21 protein-coding genes and 1 pseudogene are annotated in these 18051 nt (G+C 36.5%); 14 read left to right on the top strand and 8 right to left on the bottom strand.

The features are described 5' to 3' along the window. The first annotated feature begins 20 nt into the window (after nucleotides 1-20). Together hfq and spoVK are read left to right on the top strand one after the other, a co-directional pair. A complete protein-coding gene (gene hfq / locus QFZ72_RS17590) occupies nucleotides 21-245 on the top strand; it encodes an RNA chaperone Hfq (protein ID WP_307435719.1) in 225 nt (74 codons plus the stop codon). 244 nt (nucleotides 246-489) lie between these two features. Continuing rightward, on the top strand, nucleotides 490-1440 hold the full coding sequence (gene spoVK, locus QFZ72_RS17585) for a stage V sporulation protein K (protein ID WP_307435717.1): 951 nt from the start codon (nucleotides 490-492) through the stop codon (nucleotides 1438-1440). Between the two features lie 20 nt (nucleotides 1441-1460). On the opposite strand, the gene QFZ72_RS17580 is transcribed toward spoVK, so the two are convergent. Then, nucleotides 1461-2063, bottom strand: coding sequence for a trimeric intracellular cation channel family protein (locus tag QFZ72_RS17580; RefSeq protein WP_307435712.1), 603 nt, complete (start codon nucleotides 2061-2063; stop codon nucleotides 1461-1463). 181 nt (nucleotides 2064-2244) lie between these two features. On the opposite strand from QFZ72_RS17580, the gene hflX reads away from it, so the two are divergent. The 4 genes from hflX to glnA all read left to right on the top strand — a co-directional run bounded on the left by hflX (nucleotide 2245) and on the right by glnA (nucleotide 6686). Then, nucleotides 2245-3528, top strand: coding sequence for a GTPase HflX (hflX, locus tag QFZ72_RS17575; protein ID WP_307435709.1), 1284 nt, complete (start codon nucleotides 2245-2247; stop codon nucleotides 3526-3528). Then, the gene (locus QFZ72_RS17570) at nucleotides 3521-4789 is read left to right on the top strand and encodes a methionine gamma-lyase family protein (protein WP_307435708.1); all 1269 of its coding nucleotides are present in this window, start codon (nucleotides 3521-3523) and stop codon (nucleotides 4787-4789) included. The genes hflX and QFZ72_RS17570 overlap by 8 nt, the downstream gene beginning before the upstream one ends. Before the next feature lie 91 nt (nucleotides 4790-4880). Further along, entirely contained in the window at nucleotides 4881-5285 is a 405-nt protein-coding gene (locus tag QFZ72_RS17565) for a MerR family transcriptional regulator (RefSeq protein ID WP_307435705.1), read from the top strand. Between the two features lie 66 nt (nucleotides 5286-5351). Beyond that, nucleotides 5352-6686, top strand: a complete 1335-nt coding sequence (glnA, locus tag QFZ72_RS17560) for a type I glutamate--ammonia ligase (RefSeq protein WP_307435702.1) — start codon at nucleotides 5352-5354, stop codon at nucleotides 6684-6686. A 108-nt stretch (nucleotides 6687-6794) separates the two neighbouring features. On the opposite strand, the pseudogene QFZ72_RS17555 reads toward glnA, so the two are convergent. Beyond that, nucleotides 6795-7870, bottom strand: a pseudogene (locus QFZ72_RS17555) (tyrosine-type recombinase/integrase); the annotation flags it as partial. Nucleotides 7871-7893: 23 nt separating this feature from the next. Here QFZ72_RS17555 and QFZ72_RS17550 point away from each other — a divergent pair. From QFZ72_RS17550 to QFZ72_RS17520, 7 genes are all read left to right on the top strand, one after another. Then, nucleotides 7894-8253 carry a hypothetical protein gene (locus QFZ72_RS17550; RefSeq protein WP_307435700.1) on the top strand — a complete coding sequence of 120 codons (360 nt, stop codon included), beginning with the start codon at nucleotides 7894-7896 and terminating at the stop codon, nucleotides 8251-8253. 290 nt (nucleotides 8254-8543) lie between these two features. Continuing rightward, nucleotides 8544-9134, top strand: coding sequence for a YjcQ family protein (locus tag QFZ72_RS17545; protein WP_307435696.1), 591 nt, complete (start codon nucleotides 8544-8546; stop codon nucleotides 9132-9134). Nucleotides 9135-9417: 283 nt separating this feature from the next. Continuing rightward, complete coding sequence (locus tag QFZ72_RS17540; RefSeq protein ID WP_307435694.1) at nucleotides 9418-9648, top strand: hypothetical protein; 231 nt, start codon at nucleotides 9418-9420, stop codon at nucleotides 9646-9648. Between the two features lie 202 nt (nucleotides 9649-9850). Continuing rightward, on the top strand, nucleotides 9851-10276 hold the full coding sequence (locus QFZ72_RS17535; protein ID WP_307435691.1) for a DUF3908 family protein: 426 nt from the start codon (nucleotides 9851-9853) through the stop codon (nucleotides 10274-10276). Between the two features lie 368 nt (nucleotides 10277-10644). Then, on the top strand, nucleotides 10645-11139 hold the full coding sequence (locus QFZ72_RS17530) for a DinB family protein (protein WP_307435689.1): 495 nt from the start codon (nucleotides 10645-10647) through the stop codon (nucleotides 11137-11139). Between the two features lie 204 nt (nucleotides 11140-11343). Beyond that, nucleotides 11344-12627: an IS110 family RNA-guided transposase gene (locus QFZ72_RS17525; protein ID WP_307430061.1), complete on the top strand. Its 1284-nt coding sequence runs from the start codon at nucleotides 11344-11346 to the stop codon at nucleotides 12625-12627. 817 nt (nucleotides 12628-13444) lie between these two features. Beyond that, nucleotides 13445-14338 carry an acyl-ACP desaturase gene (locus tag QFZ72_RS17520; RefSeq protein ID WP_307435686.1) on the top strand — a complete coding sequence of 298 codons (894 nt, stop codon included), beginning with the start codon at nucleotides 13445-13447 and terminating at the stop codon, nucleotides 14336-14338. Between the two features lie 301 nt (nucleotides 14339-14639). Here the strand turns inward: QFZ72_RS17520 and QFZ72_RS17515 are convergent, their stop codons facing one another. From QFZ72_RS17515 to QFZ72_RS17490, 6 genes are all read right to left on the bottom strand, one after another. Then, on the bottom strand, nucleotides 14640-15227 hold the full coding sequence (locus tag QFZ72_RS17515; RefSeq protein WP_307435684.1) for a lysophospholipid acyltransferase family protein: 588 nt from the start codon (nucleotides 15225-15227) through the stop codon (nucleotides 14640-14642). Between the two features lie 400 nt (nucleotides 15228-15627). After that, entirely contained in the window at nucleotides 15628-15873 is a 246-nt protein-coding gene (locus QFZ72_RS17510) for a hypothetical protein (RefSeq protein WP_307435681.1), read from the bottom strand. 10 nt (nucleotides 15874-15883) lie between these two features. Further along, nucleotides 15884-16057 (bottom strand): hypothetical protein, encoded by a 174-nt coding sequence (locus QFZ72_RS17505; protein ID WP_307435678.1) that lies wholly within the window; start codon nucleotides 16055-16057, stop codon nucleotides 15884-15886. A gap of 82 nt (nucleotides 16058-16139) precedes the next feature. Then, nucleotides 16140-16775: a DUF2238 domain-containing protein gene (locus QFZ72_RS17500; RefSeq protein WP_307435675.1), complete on the bottom strand. Its 636-nt coding sequence runs from the start codon at nucleotides 16773-16775 to the stop codon at nucleotides 16140-16142. Nucleotides 16776-16780: 5 nt separating this feature from the next. Then, nucleotides 16781-17290 (bottom strand): MGDG synthase family glycosyltransferase, encoded by a 510-nt coding sequence (locus QFZ72_RS17495; protein ID WP_307435672.1) that lies wholly within the window; start codon nucleotides 17288-17290, stop codon nucleotides 16781-16783. Nucleotides 17291-17319: 29 nt separating this feature from the next. Beyond that, entirely contained in the window at nucleotides 17320-17643 is a 324-nt protein-coding gene (locus QFZ72_RS17490; protein WP_307435669.1) for a hypothetical protein, read from the bottom strand. A gap of 89 nt (nucleotides 17644-17732) precedes the next feature. Between QFZ72_RS17490 and QFZ72_RS17485 the strand changes: the two genes are divergently transcribed. After that, nucleotides 17733-17927: a hypothetical protein gene (locus QFZ72_RS17485; RefSeq protein ID WP_307435667.1), complete on the top strand. Its 195-nt coding sequence runs from the start codon at nucleotides 17733-17735 to the stop codon at nucleotides 17925-17927. Nucleotides 17928-18051: the final 124 nt, after the last annotated feature.

Here is an 18051-nt window from a genome sequence, read left to right as displayed (position 1 = left end):
AGAAAAGAGGAGGACGAAACATGAAAACAACAGTAAATATTCAAGACCAAGTTTTAAATTCCATCCGTAGAGACGGTACCTTTGTAACAGTATTCTTACTAAATGGCTTTCAATTAAGAGGGCTTGTCAAAGGGTTTGATAACTTTACGGTTCTTTTAGAAACAGAAGGAAAGCAGCAGCTTATCTATAAGCATGCGATTTCAACTTTTGCACCGCAGAAAAATGTAACACTTGAATTAGAATAGAAATATGAAAGCAGTCTTCAGCATAATGGAGGCTGCTTTTATTTTGATTTTGATAGTTATTCCCCCTTAGTGCATAAGGAAATAAGAGAAAATATTTCTCGGGAAAGCGCACAATACTACAAAACATCACATTTATCAACAATTTTTTTAACAGTTAAAATAATTTTCATAATTTTATATAGGCATTTGTCACGATTTTGCCCGCTGCAACGTATAGTAGTAAAAGAATGTGAGGTGAACATCTTTGGATCAAGCAGTCACATTTAAAAACAATGGTCAAATTAATGTGATTTTGAATGGACAAAAAAAGACGTATCATGAGAAAATCAGCGAATCAACATCCTATGAAATTAAAATTCCGAAAACACAGCCTCAGCATGTCATTCTTGATGAAATGGAAGCTGAATTAAACACTCTTGTAGGCATGGAAGAAATGAAACGGATGCTAAAAGAAATTTATGCATGGATTTATATCAATAAAAAGCGTGAGGAACAAGGTCTTAAAGCTGGAAAGCAATCTCTTCATATGATGTTCAAAGGAAATCCGGGAACAGGAAAAACGACAGTTGCCAGGCTGATCGGCAAATTGTTTTTTCAAATGAATGTGCTCTCAAAAGGACACTTGATTGAAGCTGAAAGGGCAGATTTAGTCGGAGAATACATTGGGCATACAGCACAAAAAACAAGAGATCTGATTAAAAAATCACTTGGCGGGATACTTTTTATAGATGAAGCATATTCACTTGCACGCGGTGGAGAAAAGGATTTCGGCAAAGAAGCGATTGATACGCTTGTTAAGCATATGGAGGATAAGCAGCATGAATTTGTTTTAATCTTAGCGGGCTATTCAAAAGAAATGGATCATTTCCTCACCCTTAACCCTGGTCTTCATTCAAGATTTCCGCTAGTCGTGGATTTTCCTGACTATTCCGTAGAACAGCTGATGGAGATATCGAAAAGAATGATGATTGAACGGGAATACACATTCAGCAAAGAAGCGGAGTGGAAGCTTCGTGATCATTTAAATATGATTAAAACAAACATGGCTCCTGCAAAATTTTCAAATGGAAGATATGTTCGAAATGTCATTGAAAAATCGATCAGATCTCAAGCTATGAGACTTCTTACATCAGATCAATATCAGCGTAATGACTTGATGACAATTAAAAGCCAGGATCTCATCATAAAAGAATAAAGCCGCTGTGTGCGGCTTTATTAATGATGAATAGATTTGTTCGGCAATCGCCATTTATTCGAATATGAGAGCACCCTGCATGCTACCAGCAATACAAAGAGTGTATAAAGATGAATGGAAGACTCTGCAAGGTCAAAACCAATGACGAGACCCGCAAGGACAGCCCATACTGCATAAATTTCAGATTTTAAGACAAGCGGTTTGCGTCCTGCTAAAAGATCACGGATGATTCCCCCGCCGCTTCCAGTTAAGACAGCTGCTACGACAACTGCACTTATAGGATGATTCATTTCTGTTGCATATAAGGCCCCTTGTATGGCAAATGCGGATAACCCGATTGCATCCGTCAGGTTTCCCCATCTTTGCCAGTGTTTAAGTAAGTTATTCGGAAATAAGAAAACGGTCGTCATTGCAATCAAAGCTATTTGAAAAAGCATACCCTGTTCCCAGAGGGCGGAAATTGGCACGCCGATCAGCAGATTTCTGATCACACCGCCCCCAAAAGCGGTAACGATCCCTAATATATATACGCCTAAAATATCATATTCTTCTTCCATCGCAACAATTGCTCCGCTGACAGCAAACGCAATTGTTCCAATGATGCTTAATACTTCCCAAGTCATACCTGTATCCCCTTTGCTAATGCGCTTTCTAGTTGTAACCGTTTTTGATTTTATATGGCGTCATGGAGAAATGCAACCATTTTCTTTCATATAACGCTGTATATAGGAAACAATTAGTGAATTCCTGTTTTTTTTGTTATGATGATAGTGCAAAATTATTGCTGAAAAGGATGATACACGTTTGAAAGAGAACATATATTCTGAAATCGAAAAAGTCATTCTGGTTGGCTGTCAGCTGCCTAAATTAGATGACGAGGCCTTTCAATATACAATGAGTGAGCTCGCTTCATTAACGAAAACGGCAAATGGTGAAGTTCTGATACAGCTGTCTCAAAAAAGAGAAAGAATACATCCGGCTACATACATAGGAAAAGGCAAAGTGGAGGAGCTGATTGCTCTTTCAGAAGAACTTGAACCGAACCTAATTATATTTAACGATGAGCTTTCCCCAAGCCAGCAGCGTAATCTGACGGCTGCACTTGATATAAAGATAATAGACCGGACGCAATTGATACTTGATATTTTTGCGACTCGTGCAAAGTCAAGAGAAGGTAAACTTCAAGTTGAGCTTGCACAGCTTCAATACTTATTGCCGAGACTAAGCGGACAAGGCATAAACCTTTCCCGTCAAGGCGGCGGTATTGGAACAAGAGGGCCGGGTGAAACTCAGCTGGAAACCGACAGAAGGCACATCCGAAGCAGAATACATGAAATTAAACTTCAGCTTTCTGCCATTGTCAGCCACCGTAATCGGTACCGCGAGAGACGGAAGAAAAATCAGGCATTCCAAATTGCCCTCGTTGGCTATACCAATGCAGGCAAATCCACACTTTTTAACAGAATTACAGATGCAGGCACATTTGAAGAGGATTTGCTTTTTGCTACATTAGATCCTATGACCAGAAAAATGACGCTGCCTTCGGGGTATCAAGCCCTGCTTACAGATACGGTTGGATTTATTCAGGATTTGCCGACTACATTAGTTGCAGCATTCCGATCTACTTTGGAAGAAGTAAAAGAAGCAGACCTCATTCTTCATGTTGTTGACAGTTCAAATGATGACTATCAAAATCATGAAAAAACAGTATACAAGCTTCTTGATGAATTGAAGGTTACTGCCATCCCCGTCCTGACTGTATACAACAAAAAAGATAAGAAGTCAATAGAGTTCGTTCCATCGCCAAAAGCTGACCATGTTTTGATCAGTGCATTCAGCGAGAGTGACATCGGTCTTCTTAAACAGAAGATCCAATCTGTTTCAGTCGAGCAAATGGAGCTATTCAGCATTGAAGTCCCGTCGAGTGAAGGCAGACTCCTATCCCTTATTAAGACTGAAACGATGGTCGGACATTTTGCATTTAATGAAGAAACAAATCAATACGAAATACAAGGACACTATTTGCCCGCACACTCAGTTGCCGGGCATATACAGATGTACAACAGAAAGGGCAGCAGCAATGTTTAAACAACTAAAATTTGGAGAGAAAATATCACAGCTATCTAATCAGGCAGAAGAAAAAATAGGACAGATTCATAAAAAGATCGACGAAAGAATGGAACTAAATCAGTACCGTGTGCTGAAAAGCTACAGAGATCACAAAGTAAGCGATTCACATTTTATTCCTTCAACAGGTTACGGGTATGATGACCATGGGCGGGATACGCTGGAGAAAATATACGCAGATGTCTTTGGAGGCGAGGCGGGGCTTGTACGTCCTCAGATCATTTCAGGCACGCATGCAATCTCCATTGCTTTGTTTGGAGTCCTCCGCCCTTTTGACGAGCTCCTTTACATAACCGGAAAGCCATACGATACGCTTGAAGAGATTGTTGGAATTCGGGGGAGCGGAGTCGGTTCGCTTAGTGAATTTAAAATCGGTTATAAGGCAGTGGATTTAAAAGAAGATGGAAAAGTAGATTTTGAAGCTGTCAGAGCGGCAATCACGGATAAGACAAAAATGATCGGCATTCAGCGTTCTAAAGGTTATGCAACAAGGCCATCCTACACAATTGCTGAAATAAAAGAAATGATCGATTTTGTAAAATCAATTAAGAATGAAATGATCGTTTTTGTTGATAATTGCTACGGGGAATTTGTTGAGGAGCTGGAACCCTGCCATGCAGGTGCGGACCTAATGGCGGGTTCTCTCATTAAAAATCCCGGAGGAGGACTTGCCAAGACAGGCGGTTATTTAGTGGGAAGAACGGATTTAATAGAGGCATGCTCATACAGAATGACATCACCGGGCATCGGAGCAGAAGCAGGTGCTTCATTATATAGTCTTCAGGAAATGTACCAGGGCTTTTTCCTTGCTCCGCATGTAGTCGCACAAGCTCTTAAAGGAGCAGTATTTACTTCGGCGATACTTGAAATGGCAGGACTCAATACAAATCCTTCGTGGGATGCTGTCCGGACTGATCTTATACAATCAGTGCAATTTAATCAGGCGGATTTAATGGTTGCTTTTTGTCAGGCTATTCAATACGCATCCCCGATTAACTCTCACGTGACACCATATCCAAGTTATATGCCGGGGTATGAAAATGATGTCATAATGGCAGCAGGTACTTTCATACAGGGTGCAAGTATTGAACTGTCAGCTGACGGACCGCTGCGTGCGCCATTTACGGCCTATGTACAAGGGGGATTAACCTATTCTCACGTAAAAATTGCCATATGCTCAGCTATAGATCATCTTCTTCAAAAAGAACTCATTCATTTATAATGTTAATGTATGTTATTTTTCCTAACATGTTGTTGACACATTATATGACATGGAATATAATAAGAATAAGTTAAGAAAAGGAGGGAATACAATGGGTGATACAATTCGACGCACGATGCCCTTATTCCCGATCGGAATTGTCATGCAGCTGACAGAACTCTCTGCCAGACAAATTCGATATTATGAAGAAAATGGCCTGATTTTTCCTGCTAGAACTGAAGGAAACAGACGATTATTTTCATTTAATGATGTAGACAAACTGCTTGAAATCAGAAGCCTTATTGAACAAGGCGTCAATATGGCAGGCATTAAGCAAATTTTTTCTAAGAAAGAAGAACGATTTGATTTGCCTAATGATGAACAGCCTAAAAAAGTGGAAAAACCGGATCTTTCTGATGCTGAATTGCGAAAATTGCTGAAAGCTGAACTTATGCAGGCAGGGCGTTTTCAAAGGTCATCACTCAGACAGGGGGATATGTCCAGATTTTTTCACTAATGAACTAAGCTTCACTTAAATTAAACATAAATATATCTTTGTATTGTTAGGAGAGGATTTTTCAAAATGGCTAAGTATACGAAAGAAGATATTGTACGATTGGTACAAGAAGAAAACGTAAAATATATCCGTCTGCAGTTTACGGATATCCTGGGAACAATTAAAAACGTTGAGATTCCAGTAAGTCAGCTTGAAAAAGCTTTGGACAACAAATGTATGTTTGATGGATCTTCAATTGAAGGCTTCGTCCGCATTGAGGAGTCTGACATGTATCTTTTCCCTGATATCGATACATTCGTTATCTTCCCATGGACTTCTGAAAAAGGAAAAGTAGCACGTTTTATTTGTGATATTTACAGCCCAGATGGAACTCCATTTGATGGGGACCCTCGTAACAATTTAAGACGTATGCTGAAAGAAATGGAAGACTTAGGATTCACAGATTTCAATCTTGGACCTGAGCCGGAATTTTTCTTATTCAAACTTGATGAAAAAGGCGAACCTACTCTTGAACTAAACGACCATGGCGGCTACTTTGATTTAGCACCAACGGATCTTGGCGAAAACTGCCGCCGCGACATCGTGCTTGAGCTTGAAGAAATGGGCTTTGAAATTGAAGCTTCCCACCATGAGGTAGCACCTGGACAGCATGAAATTGACTTCAAATATGCTGGTGCAGTAAAAGCTTGTGACGATATCCAAACGTTTAAACTTGTTGTTAAAACAATTGCCCGCAAACATGGTCTGCATGCTACATTCATGCCAAAACCATTATTTGGTGTAAACGGATCTGGAATGCACATGAACTTATCACTATTCACAAACGGCGTAAATGCTTTTTATGACAAAAACAGCGACCTTGAATTAAGCGAAACAGCTAAACATTTCATCGCTGGCATCATTAAGCATGCACCAAACTTTACGGCTGTTACGAACCCGACAGTTAACTCATACAAACGTTTAGTTCCTGGCTACGAAGCACCTTGCTATGTTGCTTGGTCAGCACAAAACAGAAGTCCGTTAATTCGTATTCCAGCTTCACGCGGTCTAAGCACTCGTGTAGAAGTACGCAGCGTTGACCCTTCTGCTAACCCATACTTAGCAATGTCTGTATTGCTTGCAGCAGGCCTTGACGGAATCAAAAACAATCTTGGAGCTCCAAAACCGATTGACCGCAACATCTATGTAATGACAAAAGAAGAGCGTGTAGAGAACGGAATCGTTGATCTTCCTGCTACACTTGCTCAAGCATTAGATCTATTAAAAACGGATGAAGTTATCATCAATGCCCTTGGCGAGCATTTGTTCGAGCACTTCATGGAAGCGAAAGAAATTGAATGGGATATGTTCCGTACTCAAGTTCACCCTTGGGAAAGAGAACAGTATATGTCTCAATATTAATACCTTCAAACCCCTGATGCCATTGGTGTCAGGGGTCTTTTGTTTTTTGGTCAAATTGGTTAATTTCATTTCCAATTGATGTGCGACCAAAATTTGACCAAAAAATAATTACTTTAAGACATTTTTCATATACTCTTCATATTTACCCATAGTATCTTTTTCAATCTTTTTGGAGATATGGGCATAAACATCTGATGTAATTTGAATGCTGCCATGACCTAACCGCTCCTGAATATATTTCATATCAGCACCTGATTCCAAAAGTAAAACAGTATGTGTAATGAATGGATTGGTATCTTGGGAAGATCGGCGCGTTTCAAAATACGTTCAAAGGCATTGAATAAAGTTGAATTTGGCATAATATCCCCATCATTCCGACACAATACTAAATTAAGATCATGATGGTACACTTCATTCAGGGCAATTCTATTTTGATTTTGATATTTCATGTGATAGTAAAAGTCATTTACTAAGCTATTACTGATTGTGATGGTTCGTCTAGAACTTAAAGTTTTAGGATCACCAAATAATTCAAAATGGTTTTCCGCCTTAAAATCAAGCGTTTTATTGATTGAGATTAATCCTTCTTTTAAGTCTACATCCGACCACTTTAATGCAGCGGCTTCCCCTTTTCGCATTCCAGTCTCAATAAGCACTTTAAAAAAAATCCAATAAATATAGTCATATTTATAAGCTTCTTGCAGAAAGCGAGAGATGTCTTGCGACTCAATAAAGCGCAAAGAGGATTCTTTTTTCTTACCTTTAATCGTTACACCTACGCATGGGTTTTTTTCAAGCTTTCCTAATATTACAGCTTTTTTAAGCGCATTATTCATGGTTGTGTGGATTATTTCAACGGTCCGTTTACTGTAACCTTGAGCTGTCAGATGGTTTAAAAATTTTTGATACATAATCGGTTTTACATCAGAAAGACGGATGTTTTTAAAATATGGAAGAATGTGTTTTGCAATATTACGTTCATGTAGAATGTAAGTGTTTTTTCTCACTTCTCCCTTTTTATATTCAGTTAACCAGTCCTGCAAAAATGTTTTAAGAGCTGCAGGAGCTTGTTCGAATCCCTCCGCAAGTTTCAATTCTTCTTTCGCAGCAGCTAATTTTGCCTCAGGTTTTGTTTTGAAGCCACCTTTTGATTTCAGTTTATATTTCTGAGTGAGCGGGTCCTTATTTTGTTTTGAGAATTAAAAATATGGGATGGGTAGGAAATAACCATGAAGATAAACCATATCCACAAGGATATTTTGATGAAGAGGTATTTATTAAAACCTATATCAAATTGCATCATTCATTAGATACATCCTACAGTAAGTCTATTAAATATACCCGTCCTCGTCTTAGAATCCACGGAACAGCAGATGTACTAAGTCATATAAGTCATTTTCTTTTTGAACAATTGAACGTAGGTGAAAAGAAAGTTCAAAATCATAAACAAACTACCCGAACAAAAACGCTTCAATATACGTCAAAACTAGAAATTCCTCAGATATTAAATTATATAGAAGCTGAAGAATCCAATAAGAAATTTTCATCTTTAAAAATAGGATATTAATTTTAGCTGATGTCTAGCTTTTCAGCAAACCTATGCTAGTAAAATCCGCCGTGCAACCGTGCAGTTTTAAATGATAACAAGCTCTTGCATGTGAATTTTAAATAACATAGGAGAAATAAGGTGGTGCTTAACTCTTTGGCTTATGTACAAACCCTAAACGTAGTCTTTCATGAAAAGAAAAGGGGCTTATCTGTGAGAACTTCTACATCATGAACATTATGTATTGAGTTTGTAAAAAAGAGGTAAAATCCACCTTTTGTTGAATTATAGGGCAAAGGTGGTGTGGAAAAATGAGTAACGAAGAGTGTTTTCAATTTGCAATCAATCACAAAGATACTAATTCTTCCTGGAATTTTGACGAAATATCAGCAAGAAACGATTTTTACAACACGTTTATTAATGAGTTTTCAGAAAAAGAATACTTGAATAAAAGCGAAGCTCTTTCTATTCCAGATATTGTGCATGTCTCATTATATAATTACTCGAGCGATATAAGCAGAATTGCTGATGTATATCCGCAACATTTCTATGACGAGTCCTTGTATCAAGAAATACTGGATTTTGTTAATAGTGAATACAGAAGGAGGCCGATGATGAACAAAGAAAAGTTGAGATACGCGATCCTCAAGGAAATATCTAATGGCAATACTCCATTAACAGATGACGACTTCCCAGTTACTCCGACTGAATTTGATGAAGCAGTAAGATTCTTAACCAGAGAGAATTATTTACAAGGTATTGAATACTCGGATAATCGACCGCACATTTATATGATAGGACCAATGCTGACGGAAAAAGGCGAAAAGTATCTTGAAGAAAATAGTGTATGGTCAAAGGCTTACAGAGGATTGAAAGAAGTCAAAGAATTCATAGGGATTTAAAATGAAACAATTGTTTCGCTAAGTTTTCATTTTCCTGATACCTAACAATACTCAACTATTGTATTGAGTTTTAAAAAAACTCCTATTGATTCTACTATCCTGTATTTTCACTCTTTATTTCTTATGAAATTGAAGGGTGTTTTTTTATTTCCCCAGTAGGATGTGATACTTTGAAGAAACCAAGTCAGCAAGCAGTAAACAATTTCTGGAAGGCATTAAGTCCAGCGTTAGAAAGATTGATCCAAAAAGAGATGTTATTGAAAAGGAAGGCAAGGGAGTTTAAATGCAAATATTAATTACACTTCATTACTTTGTGGCTGATGGGAAATTCCGACAAAGTGGAGATTTTAAAGTGGATGTAAGGAGTTACAAAGAAGATCCGGATAAGGAAGCTGCACGAGTGGCTTATGAGTGGTTTAGAGAAATAAGACGTGAATTCATTTATAATGTGGAACTTTATAAGGCGTTATACAATGAGATTGATATTACAGAAATAGTGAAGAAGGGAACCTAAAGAACTATAATCTTGTATGGGAATAACGATTTATTGTAAAATAAAACCCTTATAATATTGGCTAATTTGCATGGAGAGCACAAAGATACAAAAAGAAAATGACCTACTTTGCCATAGGTCGTTTTTTTGTTATGTATTGAGTTTGCGAAAAAGAGGAAAATACTTCCTTCTGTTGAAATATAGGACAGAAGGAGGTGTTGATATGGCTGCGTTAACAATAGAAACATACCGCGAGTACATCAAAAAGGAAGCATTTAAAGACTACGACAAAGAATATGCGCTTGAAGCAATAGGTAAAGTGGTTAATGAATATGAAGTACAGGTCTTCTATCCTAAAAAACTTTTTATTGAAAATTCTAGTGAAGAAGAATTGTACTTCTTTGAAAACAACCAAGTTAAAGTTTTAAAGATAAAGGATAATCTGGTGAAGGTTAATCTCTTTAAATATAAAGAAATCGTCAAAACCGAATATTCATTTGAAACCAAAAACGTAAGGTCATCTGAAATAAAACTTTATTTCGCAAATGACGAAAGTATATCCTTGAATAGTAATGAGGATACGAACGATCATTGGAGCCCGGAATTCTCCAACAAAATATTGGATATTTACAATTTGCTATCTAAATAAAAAATAAGACATCCTTTCGAGGGTGTTTTTTAAGCCGTTCATTCTGGGTTATCTTTATTTGGAAGATTGCTAGTCAAGTTATTCCATTAAAGGGGGCTTTTCTGGAATATCAATGCAGCGTGGATGTTCCAGGACGATCTTCAACAATCAGGTGCTTATCTGTAATAAGGTAAGTGCCCTTTTTAATGGAATAAAAGATTGAGTTAATCACCCAATTTTGAAATAATTGGTATTAAGCAATCGGGCCAGTTTAATTGAACAAGGAATTGGCATGACACCTTAATTAGTGACCTCTCTACAACAAGCCGCAAATGAATTTTGACCAACGGGATTATCTAGTAAAGGGATTAAATTGGAGGGAATAGAAAATGGATGTAAAAACACTTTTGTTACAGCAATGGGCAAGCTGCTTAGATGAAGAAGACTGGTTTCCACCACTTGAAAAAGTGCTAGAGGATATCACTTTTGAACAGGCAATTTGGAAACCAGCTGATGGGGCAATGAATTCCATTTGGGAATTAGTTTGTCATTTACTTTTCTATGAAAAGAGATTTCTGATGAGATTTCTTGGTGAAACAGCGAATGAACCACAGGCAGAAAATAATGAATCTACATTTCGATTACCAACTGAGGCGTTAGAAAATTGGAAGGAAACAAAACAAGAATACTTTTATGTTCATCGTGAACTTGGAAAAATACTAGCAAAATCAGAACATGAAGATTTGTATAGACAGATCCCAGGAGAAGATAATTCATTAGTGCTTGAACTGAAGAGTTTAGCAATGCACGACGCATATCATATTGGGCAAATTGTATTCCTTAGTAAAATGCAAGGAGCTTGGGCAGGGAAACGCAGCTTTTAAAAAAGCTTCATTAGCTTTACAGTTATTCCATTATAGGGGGCGATTGCTTAACAAAGTGTCGCCTCTTCTTATTGAAGTAAAGGGCAGCATTCCTGTAATGAAGAAAAATGGGGTTTGAACAAAAAATAAACCTCTTGGTAAGATATGAGTGTCCAGTGCTTGCCGGCAAAAAGGACGAACTCAAATAACCAGGAGGCTGTTCAAATGAATTATAACCAAAATAAAAAGATTGCTCAAATAACTTCTCAAACACTAATTGTAGGTGTAGATATTGCGAAGTACAAGCATGTAGCTCGTGCTCAAGACTTTAGAGGCCTAGAGTTTGGTGCACCTTGTCATTTTGAAAATACCAAATCACATTTTAATCTTTTTTTAGGCTGGATAAAACATTTGATGGAACAACACGGCATGGATAAGGTGATTATTGGAATGGAGCCGACAGGTCATTATTGGCTCAACCTCGCTCATTTTCTTAAAGAAGAGGAGATAAAGTTTGTCGTGGTAAATCCTATGCATGTGAAGAAATCTAAAGAATTAGATGATAATTCTCCAACCAAAAATGATGTGAAGGACGCTAAAGTCATTGCACAGCTAGTCAAAGATGGGAGATATGCCGAACCTAATATTCCACAAGGAGTTTATGCAGAACTTCGTGTGGCAAGGAAAATACGCGATCTCTTATTTGTTGACTTACAAGCTGTGCAGGGGCAAATTCATAACTGGTTAGATCGATATTTCCCTGAATTCCTTACAGTGTTTAAGGATTGGGAAGGAAAAGCAGCACTACAATTATTAAAGTTAAACGTATTACCACATGAGTTAGAGATAGTCTCGGAACAAGAGATCCTCATTCACCTCAGAAAAGCTGTAAAACGTGCGGTTGGACTCAGTAAAATTCAAGAACTTAAACGAGTAGCCAAAGACTCTATCGGTATTCGTGAAGGTTCAAGGATGGCTAAATTAGAGCTTCGCACTTTACTAGACAAGTATGAGTTAATAAATGAAAAGTTCGAAGAACTAGAATCTGATATTGATGGACTCCTTGAACGGATACCAGGTGTTCAACAAATGTTGGCCATCACAGGAATCGGCAAGGACACTGTAGCTGGCTTCTTTTCTGAAGTAGGGAATTTAAGTTACTATTCTCACCCTCGACAAATCATCAAGTTAGCTGGGTTGAGTTTAAAGGAGAACACCTCTGGAAAGCACAAAGGGCATACGAAGATTACAAAGAGAGGCAGGAAGACACTAAGGGCTCTCCTCTTCCGAGTAGCGATGCCTTTGGTAGCTAAGAACACTGCTTTTAAAGCTTTACATGAGTATTTTACAACACGTAAAAATAATCCTCTAAAGAAAATGCAATCGCTGATAGCGATATGTAATAAGCTGATACGAATTCTTTTTACGATTGGTACAAAACAATGTGAATTTAGTGAAGATAGAATGTTGAAGGATATTCCTCATATGGCTCCTTTACTGGCAGCTTAGGGTTCATTAGTTAATATTCAAAAGGTTTTATTTAGGATTATTATTTAGACATTTGAAGCACGGATTAGTCAGTAAAACAATTAAAGTAAGGACTTTGATCCTGTCGGGCAGCATCACTGACATCCACCTCATGGAAAGGTTGGACGAAGGAATTTTGGAGCGTAGACTCTGTGAGACATGGGAGGGTTGACCTCCATGAGACATGTGGACATCCACCAGTGCAACCATACTTTAACTAGATAACCACTTTTTGGATAGGAGTGGTTAGGCAGTTAAGGACTTTTTTTCTCTAACGCACCAAAAATATCCTTATTTTCAACTTACATCCATAACTTTGATGTCTAATTAAAATAAATCTAGATGAAATCTTAAGAAAAAGCTAGAAATCCAGAGTTATTCCTTTCTTTATAGAGGGAGTTTAATGGAGCAAGCGGATTCTGAAGTTCTTCTACATAAGGGCCAGATTGTTTAGGATCGTTTTCAAGGTAATTTAGATATATGTTAAAATATAGAATGGAAATTGTGTAGGTTTTCTCTTAAACTCCGGTGCGGGATAATGGAATAACTAACCAATCAAATACTTAGGAATTTGTGTGAAAATGTGATTACTTTAGTAATTATTTGGGGTGGATATAGTGATTGAAAAGTTAGATATTTTTATATCTATTGGAATGTCTCTATTTTTGATTCCTTTTTGATTTTGTTCATTATGACTAAAGACAAAAGTCTTTTGGGACTACCAACAAAAATGTTATATCCAAAATAATAAATGGCTATTCTTAAAAAGAAGAAATATAGAGCAAGGGAGTTTTCAAATTTGCTAACTAACCACTTGGATTTTCGATTAGAAGCTAAAATTAAAGAAATATATGAGGAACACAAAGTTCGCTCTGCAAAAATAGATTGGGGTTATTATGAGTTCTTGCCATGGGATAAAGCTCAAGATTTTAGAAGATTACCCTGGGATAAGAGCCAAGTCACTCTCCCTAGTGGCGTAATTATTGCTGTTGAAACAGCCTTACTTACTGAAGTTAATTTACCTTGGTTTACTTCTCACTTGGAACAAACATTTAAGGGTAGTTTATCTGTTATCACTGACTTTGTTCGTACTTGGACAGCAGAAGAAGATCAACATTCTAATCTTCTTGAAAATTATTTAATTATTACTCGAAACGTAGACCCTAAGCGATTACACGAACTTCACAAACAAACCGTTGAGGGTGGTTGGTCGCCTGATTTTCATACCCCATTTGAAACAATGGTATATACAACACTTCAAGAACTTGCGACTATGGTCTTTTACAACAACGTAGCCAAAGTTGCCGGTTCACACGATAAAGATTTATCTACTCTTTTAAGAAGATTGGCTAAAGATGAAATTTTACACTATGCATTCTATCGAGACGTAGTAAAGTTCCATTTGCAAATAGAGCCAAATTATTGCTATTACCTGGGTCATGTTATTAAAAACTTCCAAATGCCAGGAACAGTAATGCCTGACTTTGAAGACAGAATGAGCATTATCGCAAAAGAAGCGAATTATGGTCCTCTTGAGTATTTTGACCAAGTATTAGATGTTATTGTTGAGTATTGGGAGTTGGAAAAGTTAAGACCAATTGCTCCTGAAGCTGAGAAGGCTCGCGTAGATATTATTTCTTATCGTGATAGATTAAAAAAAATAAGAGACCGCTTAGCTAAAAATAAAAAATAATTAAAAAAGTTAATACCGAATCTTCATAGTATAAAAAACCGAAATGTTCGGTATTAACCTCATATTTTTATTCATATTTTGACAATTCGATTTTTGCATCGGAACCATAAAAATCGCGTCCCATTTTTGTATGCAAGCTTTTTTAATTGGATTATCAAAGTGATTTTAACTCGTTTAGGTGATAATTCTGAAAGTTTATTTACTAGCATCGGAAAAGTGTTATGTTTTTTTATTTTCCTGAAAATCGGTTAAAAATGATTAAAGCCTGTTTATCATACATCATGAAAAACCTCTTTTTAAGTTAGTAATCCATTGAATGATTTTTTTCTAACTCTTTGATCCTGTTCATAACATATTGTGAAAGAGCTGAGTAATCTGATATGTCTAAATGACAAACATTTACTTGTGGTCCAATCACAATCTTTATAGGTGTTCGAATCCCTTTTTTTACTCCAATAATGGCAATTGGAAGAATAGGGGCATTCGTTTTACATGCGATAAAAGCTACTCCTTTTTTAGGCTGAACCAGTTCTTCATTTTTACACCTTTTTCCCTCTGGAAAAATACCAAAAACTTCCTTATTGTTAATGATTCTTAAAGTTTGGCGTACAGGACGAATGACGATCTCACTTTGACGATCAACTGAAATCGCATAAACAGCGGTAAAAAACCATTTTAAAAAACGATTACGAAATAATTCGGCTTTTGCCATAAAATGAATGTTCCGTTTCAACACACAAGATAGAAGTATGGGGTCATAATTGCTGACATGGTTAGCAGCTACAATCAGTGCGTTTTGAGTGGAAACGTGTTCCAAGCCGATGATTTCAATTCGGAATTTTAACTGGATGAATAGTTTTGCGACAGGTTTTAGTAAAGAATGAAGCATTTAGTTTGCACATCCAAGTATTTTTATCTTTGTAATCACGAATAGTATAGCCTTGCTAAGGATAAAGTATAATTTATAACAATTTGCAATATTTACACGAAAATAGAAGATGTTCAAAACAGTTTCTTCGGGTCTATAATAATTATTGATCTTCAAGAATAGGGCGCTTATCTGTAATAAGGTAAGTGTCCTTTTTAATGGAATAAAAGATTGAGTTAATCACCTAATTTTGAAATAATTGGTATTAAGCAATCGGGCCAGATAGTGGAGGAACTGAAACCCAACTTCTTTCGAATTTTTTCAAAAGATAGGGAGCGATGAGATGGCTATCCAACCGACTAATTCAATCATGCAAATTTTTATTAATGGTTTAATTTTAAAACTATTAAACCCATTCTCATCATGGGAATGGGTTTATATAGGTCATCTGTTTGTACACCTTATTTAAATAGAATAGATATCGATCACATGAAATCGAACTCTCGTTATGGTGTATTTTGACATGTTGAATTTTATAAGCCGTATAATCTCGTGGCAGCATCGAAATTTTCGCTAAATGTTTAAAAGACGGCCTTGTGACTAAATTTGTCAGATAGGCTGATTGATTACTCCCCGGCTTTCTCCGTTTATTCAGAGCGTGAATCATTTGTTCAGCGTTACTTATTCCTAATCCATTCCATATCTAATGGGACATATACCTTATCCCCATTTATCTCCCTATGTACGATGGGATTTTTAAAGCTGTTCTCTAAATAATACATTTGATTTTTACGCCTTGCTTTACGATGTACTCCTAATATATTTTCTAAGCTTTCTCCTGACGTTTTCATTGTACCTTTCTCCTTTTATCTATGTTGTTTATTGATTTTCAGGATATGGTGTCCATTTTATTAGATTTTTATTAAATAAATGTCAAACCATTTTTTCATTAAACAATCGTCTTAACAGCTTGTTATGTAGTTTTGATAAGGTAAGCATTACAATGATAGAGCCTACTAATGTTAATGTCATATCCCATTGTGCATCCCAAAAATCACCTTGTGTTCCCAAAAAGTCTTTTGAAGCTTTTCCACCTTTTGAAATAATAGAAGCTAACCATTCTATAATTTCATATAAGGCTCCAATTGCAAGCGCAAAACTTAATGTGACAGCAAATAACCAAGGACCTTTTTTTAAAGGGGTTTTACGTATTAATACTTCTCTAATAACAATCGAAAATAGACCCTTTAGAAAGTGTCCAAACCGATCATAGTGGTTCCGGTTTAAATCAAAATAATCTTGTATCCAATTAAATAGAGGAACTTTTGAGTAGGTATAGTGAGCACCGATGAACATAGTAATCGAAAGTATAGCCATAATGAAATATGATAAAGTGGTGAAACGAAACTTATTGTAAGCTGCAATTAAAATGATCAGTACCACAACGGCTGGAAGTACTTCCATAGTCCATATCAAGTATCCTTCTGGCTGAATAACTGACCAAATAAATACTGCAGTAACTAGCGATAGTAATAATATATGAATCGTTATGCTTTTATCTTTTCCCATTTTTTTCACTCCAATAGACTTATGATATTTTTCTTTTGTAAAAAACAGAAATTTCTAAAGGGTGGTTTATTGTACAACTGATTCATTTCTTCTTTTGATGAAATGTATGACAATGGTTTGATCATCGGATTGCTCATTTGCTTAATCAAGCGATATAGCTTGTTGTTTTTTCCACATAAAACTGTATAGTGAATATTGCCAGCCGGCTCAAGTTTTTGAACGAATGTTTTGATTGAACCAGCACCAAGGTTTCCACCTGATATCAATATCGAGTATGTTCTTCGTTTTTTCGGCTCACTTGTTCCTGTCTTTAACAACGGATGAATCGGAATACCAGTTACAAGAATACGCTCTGATTCAATACCCCGACTTATTAAATATTCCTTTAACTCTCTGCTTGGAACGAAATGATAATCTATCGCTTCAATCCTCCATATTTGATTAATGAAGTAATCAGTATAGACATTGATAACAGGAATGGCATGTTTTTTTCTGCTTTTTAACTGGTTCAACAAATAAGAAGGTAATGCATGTGTACATATAATTAGGTCCGGTTTTTTTCTCTAATTAACTTTTCCATCCAAAATAAAAACAACAGTTCATATAAACGGAAACGTTTTTTCTCCTGCTCGTTTTCAAACAATGATTTCCGATAAATCCAACTGTACATACCAGGCAAGAGATGAATCCACTTCATATAGAACGCTGACACAAATGTTTCCATCTTCCCATAGCTATAAGACAAAATATCAATCTTTTCACAGCATAAAGATTCATCTATTTCATGCATGTATTCCATCATTGCATCTGCTGCATGATGATGACCAGATGATATCTGCAAAAAAGGCATAAATAATACCCGTTTCATGAACGCACCCACTTTTTTTATTTAGTTTGTGTTATTGACTGTGAATCATTCCCCTACAAACGTATGCCGTATTTGGGAATCATGATTATGTGTTGAGTCATCCAAACTTTCTTAAACTAAAGCAAATAAACGAAAATGATGTACTCATGATTAACGGCAAGCCATTGAACATTATTGGGATCGATGACTTTAATACAAAACGAAGTGATATTCACAAATCATTTAAAGGACTTGCAAACGGATATAATCTTGTAGTGTTTTTAGGAAATCGACGGGTTTTATAATATCTATAAAAAAGGAAGAAATAAACATACCATGTGTGGAAACGCCGGCCGTTAGTGAATTTCATTTGTACTACTATGCTTAATTAGTTATTATGGACAAGGAAAATATGTACAACTGGGGTGG

This window comes from Bacillus sp. V2I10 (assembly GCF_030817055.1).
Taxonomy (GTDB): Bacteria; Bacillota; Bacilli; order Bacillales; family Bacillaceae; genus Bacillus_P.
This window is presented reverse-complemented; position numbering and strand designations above follow the sequence as displayed.

What these genes read in the sequence shown, in the direction of transcription:
- hfq (WP_307435719.1), top strand. Translation starts at nt 21, where the DNA reads ATGAAAACAACAGTAAATATTCAAGACCAAGTTTTAAATTCCATCCGT.
- QFZ72_RS17580 (WP_307435712.1), bottom strand. Translation starts at nt 2,063, where the DNA reads ATGACTTGGGAAGTATTAAGCATCATTGGAACAATTGCGTTTGCTGTC.
- QFZ72_RS17570 (WP_307435708.1), top strand. Translation starts at nt 3,521, where the DNA reads ATGTTTAAACAACTAAAATTTGGAGAGAAAATATCACAGCTATCTAAT.
- QFZ72_RS17565 (WP_307435705.1), top strand. Translation starts at nt 4,881, where the DNA reads ATGGGTGATACAATTCGACGCACGATGCCCTTATTCCCGATCGGAATT.
- glnA (WP_307435702.1), top strand. Translation starts at nt 5,352, where the DNA reads ATGGCTAAGTATACGAAAGAAGATATTGTACGATTGGTACAAGAAGAA.
- QFZ72_RS17550 (WP_307435700.1), top strand. Translation starts at nt 7,894, where the DNA reads ATGGGATGGGTAGGAAATAACCATGAAGATAAACCATATCCACAAGGA.
- QFZ72_RS17545 (WP_307435696.1), top strand. Translation starts at nt 8,544, where the DNA reads ATGAGTAACGAAGAGTGTTTTCAATTTGCAATCAATCACAAAGATACT.
- QFZ72_RS17540 (WP_307435694.1), top strand. Translation starts at nt 9,418, where the DNA reads ATGCAAATATTAATTACACTTCATTACTTTGTGGCTGATGGGAAATTC.
- QFZ72_RS17535 (WP_307435691.1), top strand. Translation starts at nt 9,851, where the DNA reads ATGGCTGCGTTAACAATAGAAACATACCGCGAGTACATCAAAAAGGAA.
- QFZ72_RS17530 (WP_307435689.1), top strand. Translation starts at nt 10,645, where the DNA reads ATGGATGTAAAAACACTTTTGTTACAGCAATGGGCAAGCTGCTTAGAT.
- QFZ72_RS17525 (WP_307430061.1), top strand. Translation starts at nt 11,344, where the DNA reads ATGAATTATAACCAAAATAAAAAGATTGCTCAAATAACTTCTCAAACA.
- QFZ72_RS17515 (WP_307435684.1), bottom strand. Translation starts at nt 15,227, where the DNA reads ATGCTTCATTCTTTACTAAAACCTGTCGCAAAACTATTCATCCAGTTA.
- QFZ72_RS17510 (WP_307435681.1), bottom strand. Translation starts at nt 15,873, where the DNA reads ATGATTCACGCTCTGAATAAACGGAGAAAGCCGGGGAGTAATCAATCA.
- QFZ72_RS17505 (WP_307435678.1), bottom strand. Translation starts at nt 16,057, where the DNA reads ATGAAAACGTCAGGAGAAAGCTTAGAAAATATATTAGGAGTACATCGT.
- QFZ72_RS17500 (WP_307435675.1), bottom strand. Translation starts at nt 16,775, where the DNA reads ATGGGAAAAGATAAAAGCATAACGATTCATATATTATTACTATCGCTA.
- QFZ72_RS17490 (WP_307435669.1), bottom strand. Translation starts at nt 17,643, where the DNA reads ATGAAACGGGTATTATTTATGCCTTTTTTGCAGATATCATCTGGTCAT.